This is a genomic window from Paenibacillus sabuli (genome assembly GCF_014705605.1).
GTDB lineage: Bacteria > Bacillota > Bacilli > Paenibacillales > Paenibacillaceae > Paenibacillus_D > Paenibacillus_D sabuli.
In genome coordinates this window covers 1-5858 of record NZ_JACXIZ010000087.1, presented here as the reverse complement: position 1 = coordinate 5858, position 5858 = coordinate 1, and the positions used below count along the sequence as shown (strand labels likewise).

Annotated in this window: 6 protein-coding genes; all 6 read left to right on the top strand. The window is 68.8% G+C overall.

The features are described 5' to 3' along the window. A partial coding sequence (locus IDH44_RS26115) for a threonine synthase (RefSeq protein ID WP_190921755.1) occupies positions 1-625 on the top strand: 625 nt, incomplete at its 5' end. Further along, the gene (locus IDH44_RS26110; RefSeq protein ID WP_190921754.1) at positions 622-1638 is read left to right on the top strand and encodes a Gfo/Idh/MocA family protein; all 1017 of its coding nucleotides are present in this window, start codon (positions 622-624) and stop codon (positions 1636-1638) included. The genes IDH44_RS26115 and IDH44_RS26110, both read left to right, overlap by 4 nt. Beyond that, a complete protein-coding gene (locus IDH44_RS26105) occupies positions 1635-2543 on the top strand; it encodes a dihydrodipicolinate synthase family protein (protein ID WP_190921753.1) in 909 nt (302 codons plus the stop codon). Before IDH44_RS26110 ends, IDH44_RS26105 begins: the two co-directional genes overlap by 4 nt. Further along, on the top strand, positions 2540-3310 hold the full coding sequence (locus IDH44_RS26100; protein ID WP_190921752.1) for an SDR family oxidoreductase: 771 nt from the start codon (positions 2540-2542) through the stop codon (positions 3308-3310). Before IDH44_RS26105 ends, IDH44_RS26100 begins: the two co-directional genes overlap by 4 nt. Then, positions 3304-4479, top strand: coding sequence for a succinylglutamate desuccinylase/aspartoacylase family protein (locus IDH44_RS26095; protein ID WP_190921751.1), 1176 nt, complete (start codon positions 3304-3306; stop codon positions 4477-4479). Before IDH44_RS26100 ends, IDH44_RS26095 begins: the two co-directional genes overlap by 7 nt. Next, positions 4469-5536, top strand: coding sequence for an SMP-30/gluconolactonase/LRE family protein (locus tag IDH44_RS26880; protein WP_223870062.1), 1068 nt, complete (start codon positions 4469-4471; stop codon positions 5534-5536). The genes IDH44_RS26095 and IDH44_RS26880 overlap by 11 nt, the downstream gene beginning before the upstream one ends. The last annotated feature ends 322 nt before the right edge of the window (positions 5537-5858 follow it).

Sequence of the window (5858 nt, the reverse complement as noted above, 5' to 3'; positions counted from 1 at the left end):
CGGCGGGCTGTGCGCGGGCGTCGACCGCGGCTTCGCCGAGCTCGCCGCGCGCGGCCTGCTGCGCGCGGCGCCGGAGCTGGCCGTCGTGCAGGCGGAGGGCTGCTCCAATATCGCGCGCGCGTGGCGCGAGGGACTGGAGCGTCCGGCGCCGGGCGACTCGACGACGCAGATCTCCGGGCTGCAGGTGCCCAATCCGCCCGACGGCGAGCGGGTGCTGGAGGCGCTGCGCGGCGGCGGCTGGTGCGAGAGGGTGGCCGACGAGGATACCTGGCGCTGGCAGGAGCGGCTGGCCGCGCAGGAGGGGCTGTGGGTCGAGCCGGCGGCGGCGATCGGCCTGGGCGGCCTGGAGCAGGCGGTGCGGCGCGGACAGATCGGGGCCGAGGATACGGTCGTCTGTCTGCTGACGGGCGCGGGCTACAAGGACGAGCGCCGCACGGCCGAGCTGCTGCGCGCGCGGCCGGTGCCGCAGGTCGCGCCGATCTCGGAGCTGGAGCAGGAGCAGCAGCGGCCGGGACAAGGACAGGAGCAAGGGCAGGGACAAGGGCAGGAGCTGCAGCATGAGGGGTTAGGACAGAGACAGGGGCAGCCGGGGCGCGCCCCAAGCGAAACGGAGGGATCGGGATGAGCAGAATCCGACTCGGTCTGATCGGCCTCGGCCGATTCGCGGAGCAGCATCTGGCCTGCCTGCGCGACCTGCCGATGTACGAGATCGCGGCGGTATGCGACCTCGACGGGGAGCGGTCGGCGGCGGTCGGGCGGGAGCTCGGCTGCCCGGCGTATACGGACTGGCGCGAGCTGCTGGCGCGCGAGCCGCTGGACGCGGTCGACGTGCTGCTGCCGGAGCATCTGCACGCCGATCCGGTGCTGGCCGCGCTCGAGGCGGGCTGTCATGTGTTCGTGGAGAAGCCGCTCGCTATCTCGAGCGCTGAGGCGGAGCGGATGATCGAGGCGGCGCAGCGGGCGGAGCGGCTGCTGTTCACCGGGCATGTGTGCCGCTTCGATCCGCGCTACATCGCGGTGCGCGAAGGAGCGGCGTCCGGCGCCTTCGGACGCCTGCGGACGATCTACGCCCGGCGCAACAACGGCAAGCGCTACTTTGACCTGTATCGGCGCGTCAATCCGGTCTTCATCCTCGGCATCCACGACATCGATCTGATGCACTGGCTGAGCGGGAGCGACGTCGAGGAGGTGTACGCGCTCGCGCCGCCCGGCGCGGGCGGCGGGCAGGATGCGCTGATGGCGATGCTCAAATTCCGCGATGGCCTGACCGGCGTAATCGAGAACAACTGGCTGCTGCCGGATCATGCGCCTGCGGACATGGACGTGCGGATGGAGATCGTCGGCGACGAGGCGACGGCCCAGCTCCGCGAGCCCGACGAATCGCTCGTGCTGTGGAACGCGCACGCGGCGCGCGCGCCAGTGCCTGCCAGCGGCGCGCCGGTCTATGGCCGGGCGGCCGGGCCGCTGTACGCGGAGCTGCGCCATGTCGGAGAATGCATAATCGCCGGGCGACCGTCGCCGATCCTGAATCCGGGCGATGCGCTGCGCGCAGTGGCGGTCGCCGAAGCGATCGCCGCCTCGGCCGTCAGCGGCAAGCCAGAGCGTCCTAAATTGAACACAAAAGAGGAGAACCGATGACAATCGAAACCAAACCGTACCAAGGTGTATACGTCGCGATGAATTCCTGCTACGACGAAGGCGGCCGCATCAGCACGGCGGCTGTCCGAAAAAATGCGCGCTTCCTGGCCGGGGCCGGCGTCCAGGGGCTGTATATCGGCGGCAGCTCGGGCGAGGGCTTCCTGCAGACGCTGGATGAACGCAAGCAGGTGCTGGAGGCTGTGCTGGAGGAGGTCGGCAGCGAGCTGACCGTGATCGCCCAGGTCGGCTGCCTGTCCACCGCGGACAGCGTGGAGCTGGCGGCCCATGCGGCGCAGGCGGGCGCGCACGCGATCTCCTCCGTGCCGCCGTTCTATTACGCGGTGTCCGAAGCGGCGGTGGAGCGGCACTGGCTGGCGATGATCGAGGCCGCGGGTCTGCCGTTCATCATGTACCACATCCCGGCGGCCACGAATTTTCGCCTGTCGGCCGGCTTGTTCGGCCGGATGCTGGAGCATCCGCTCGTCGCCGGACTCAAGATCACCACGCCGAGCACCTACGAGCTGCAGCGCTACAAGGCGCTCGGCGGCACGCGCTTCACCGTGTTCAACGGGCCGGACGAGCAGTTCCTGGCCGGCCGCATGATGGGCGCGGACGCCGGGATCGGCGGCACGTACGGCATCATGCCGGAGCTGTTCGTGCGGATCGAGCGGGCCTTTCGCTCCGGCGATATCGCCGCGGCGCAGCGCTGGCAGTTCGCCGTCAACGATATCATCGAGGCGCTGCTGAGCCTGCCGGTGTACGGCGCCATCAAGGCGCTGCTGCAGCTGCGCGGACTCGACTGCGGCGCGCCGCGTCTGCCGCTCGAGCCGATCGGGGAGGCGCATCGGCCGGCGGTCGAGGTAATCCACGCGCGCATCATGCGCGAGGTGGAGGCGGAGGGATGAGCCGCGGGCTGTTCGCGCTGGAAGGGGAAGCGGTCGTCATCACCGGGGGCAGCGGCTATCTCGGCCAGGCGATGGCCCAGGCGTATGCCGCGCATGGCGCCAGCGTCGTTACCGCGGATATCCGGGAGGAAGAAGCGGCGGCCTCGCCGCAACGCGAATGGATCTACTGCGACGTCTCCAGCACCGCCTCGATTCGCGAGATGCTGGCGCAGGCGGAGCGTCGCTTTGGCAAGATCACGGTGCTCGTCAACAATGCGACCATCGGCGCCGGATACGGCGGCCGGATGGAGGACATGCCCGACGCGGACTGGCACAAGGGGCTCGACGGCGCGGTCGGCACGGCCTTTCGCTGCACGCGGGAGGCGGTGCCGTATCTGAAGCGCGCCGGCGGCGGGGCAATCATTAACATCGCCTCGATGTACGGTATCGTCTCGCCCGATCCGGGCGTGTACGGCGACTCGGGCTCGAACAATCCGGTCAACTACGGCGCCGGCAAGGCCGGCGTGCTGCAGCTCACGCGCTATTGCGCCGCCCATCTGGCGGAGCACGGCATTCGGGTGAACAGCATATCGCCGGGACCGTTCCCTCATTCGGCCACGCGCGACAGCCAGCCCGCCTTCGTGGAGCGGCTGGAGGCCAAGACGATGCTCGGCCGCATCGGGCGGCAGCATGAGATCGCCGGTCCGGCGGTCTTCCTCGCCTCGTCGGCGGCGAGCTACATGACCGGCGCCAATGTCGCGGTCGACGGCGGGTGGACGGCATGGTGACTTCGACGACCTTGGCTGAATTCGCACCGGAGACGCTGGCGCCCGGCAAGTATGCGTATCGGCTGCTGCTGACGGGCGGCGGCGCAGGGTCGCGCAGCGCAGAGATAGGCGGCGATGACGACGATACGGTGAGGGGGCGTGCCGGCGGCGATGCCGTCAGCGACGATCCATCGGACAATGCTGGGCGCGGCGAGCAGACCGGCCAGGCCGGTCATGCCGGCAGCGCGTCCGGCGAGCGCGGCGAGGGCAACGGCTACGTGCCGGTGCATGTCGTACGCGGCGTACAGGACGGCCCCTGCCTGCTCGTGCTGGCGGCGGTGCACGGCGATGAGTACGAGGGCGTGCAGACCGTGATCGAGCTGTCCGCCGCGGTGCAGCCGAAGGAGCTATGCGGCACGCTGCTGCTCGTGCCGGTGGCCAATGTGGACGCGTACCGCAGCGGCACCCGCTGCTCTGCGGCGGACGGTGGCAATCTGGCCCGCGCCTTCCCCGGCTCGCCGGACGGCTCGTATACCGAGCGGCTGGCGTGGCATTTGCAGCAGGCCTTGATTCGCCGCTGCGACTTCCTGCTCGATCTGCACAGCGCCGGGACGCATTATGCGATGCCGCTCATGACCGGCTTCGATGCCCGCGAGGGCGCGGACTCGGCTGTCCGCTCGCGCGATGCGGCGCTGTGCTTCGGCGTACCCGTCGCCTGGGCGCATGATACGGTCTCGCCGGGGCGGACCGTGAGCATGGCGAGCGAGCTGGGCATTCCGTGGATCTATGTCGAGGGCTTCGGCGGGCGCCGCATCCGCAAGGACGAGCAGCGCCTGTATACGGAGGGGGCTTGGCGCCTGATGGCGCACCTGGGGATGCTGGCCGCTCCGGAGTTGCGGCTTGCGGGCGAGCCGCAGCCGGTGGAGCTGATCCTGACGGGCGATGGCAATCTGGACGGCGCGGACCTTGCGGCCTGCGACGGCTTTTTTGTCCCCGCGGCAGACCTGCTGGACGAGCTGCGCGAGGGCGACCTCGTGGGCACGATCGTCGATTGGCGCGGCGCGGTGCTGCAGACGGTGCGCGCGGATGGCAGCGGCGTCGTGATGCTGCTGCGCCAGACGCCGGTCGTATCCCGCGGCGATGCGCTGTATACGCTGGCGCGCAAGGAGGGGACGGACGATGTCGACTGACCGATGGCAAGCCGAGCTGCTGATCGCCTGCGCCTGCCGCCTTGGCGAGGGCCCGATCTGGGACGCGGCGAGCGGGCGGCTGTGGTGGGTCGATATCGAGGGATGTGAGCTGCTCAGCGCGAGCCTGGACGGCAGCGGCCTGCGGCGTTTCGATCTGCCGGAGAAGACCGGCTCGTTCGCCTTGCGCGAGCTCGGCGGCCTGATCATGGCCGCCGAGCGGGGCTGGGCGTTCTATGAGCCGGAGACCGGCGCGTGGCTGCCGCTGTGCGACCCGGAGCCGGAGCGGCCGCGCAATCGGTTCAACGACGGCAAGTGCGACGCCGCAGGCCGCTTCTATGCCGGGACGGCGTCGCTGGACGGCGAGCCGACCGGCAGCCTGTACGTCCTCCATCCGGACCTGAGCTGGGAGCGGCTGCTGAGCGGCGTCGTCTGTTCCAACGGGTTGGCCTGGTCCGCCGGCGGCGAGGAGCTGTACTATATCGACTCCTATGCGCGCAGTGTCGACGCCATTCGCCTGGACCGGAACGCTATGTCGCATCCATCCCGCGGCATTGACGGGCGACATGCAGGCGGCGGCATTGATGGCGATGGAGACATCGACGGCATTGAAGGCATTGAAGGCAGTGGCGGTGGACGCGATGGCATCGGAGGCAGTGGCGGCATCGACGGCGATGGCGGAGGACTCGAAGGCAGTGGCGGCATCAACGGCGAAAGCGGCGGACTCGAGCGCCGCAGCGTCATTTCTTATGAAGGCCGGGAGGCGCTGCCCGACGGCATGACGATCGACGCGCAGGGCATGCTCTGGGTGGCCGAGTGGGACGGATGGCGGGTCAGTCGCTGGAATCCGCACACCGGCGAGCCGCTCGGCTATGTCGAGGTGCCGGCGCAGCAGGTGACCTCCTGCGCGTTCGGCGGTCCCGATGGCGATGTTCTGCTGATTACGACAGCGCGTGAAGGCCTGACGGAGCAGGAGCTGGCGCGGCAGCCGCATGCGGGCGGGGTTTTTCGGGCGCGCGTCGGGATAGCAGGCGACAGCGCTCACCGCTTTGCCGGCTAATAGCGCTATGCCCGTGTGGCATAACGGAGATGTCTCAACGCTTGGGATCCTTCACGAAATAACCATAGACAGCTAATCCATCACGCGGGCAAACGGACTCTGCGAGGCTAACGGTTGCCAGCGCGCTTATTTCGCCCGATTTCAGGCGATTTCTAGTCTAGCGGTTGCCACAGCGCTTATTTGGCCTCGATCGCGTTTTTTCGATTGATTTCACGAAAATAAGACCTGTGGCAACCGTCCCTCGTATTTAAGAGGGTTGCTCACGAATGCTCACGCATTCGCAGGATTTCGAGATTTTGCACAAGTCGCACCTTGGCGGCGT

What these genes read in the sequence shown, in the direction of transcription:
- IDH44_RS26100 (WP_190921752.1), top strand. Translation starts at nt 2,540, where the DNA reads ATGAGCCGCGGGCTGTTCGCGCTGGAAGGGGAAGCGGTCGTCATCACC.
- IDH44_RS26105 (WP_190921753.1), top strand. Translation starts at nt 1,635, where the DNA reads ATGACAATCGAAACCAAACCGTACCAAGGTGTATACGTCGCGATGAAT.
- IDH44_RS26095 (WP_190921751.1), top strand. Translation starts at nt 3,304, where the DNA reads ATGGTGACTTCGACGACCTTGGCTGAATTCGCACCGGAGACGCTGGCG.
- IDH44_RS26110 (WP_190921754.1), top strand. Translation starts at nt 622, where the DNA reads ATGAGCAGAATCCGACTCGGTCTGATCGGCCTCGGCCGATTCGCGGAG.
- IDH44_RS26880 (WP_223870062.1), top strand. Translation starts at nt 4,469, where the DNA reads ATGTCGACTGACCGATGGCAAGCCGAGCTGCTGATCGCCTGCGCCTGC.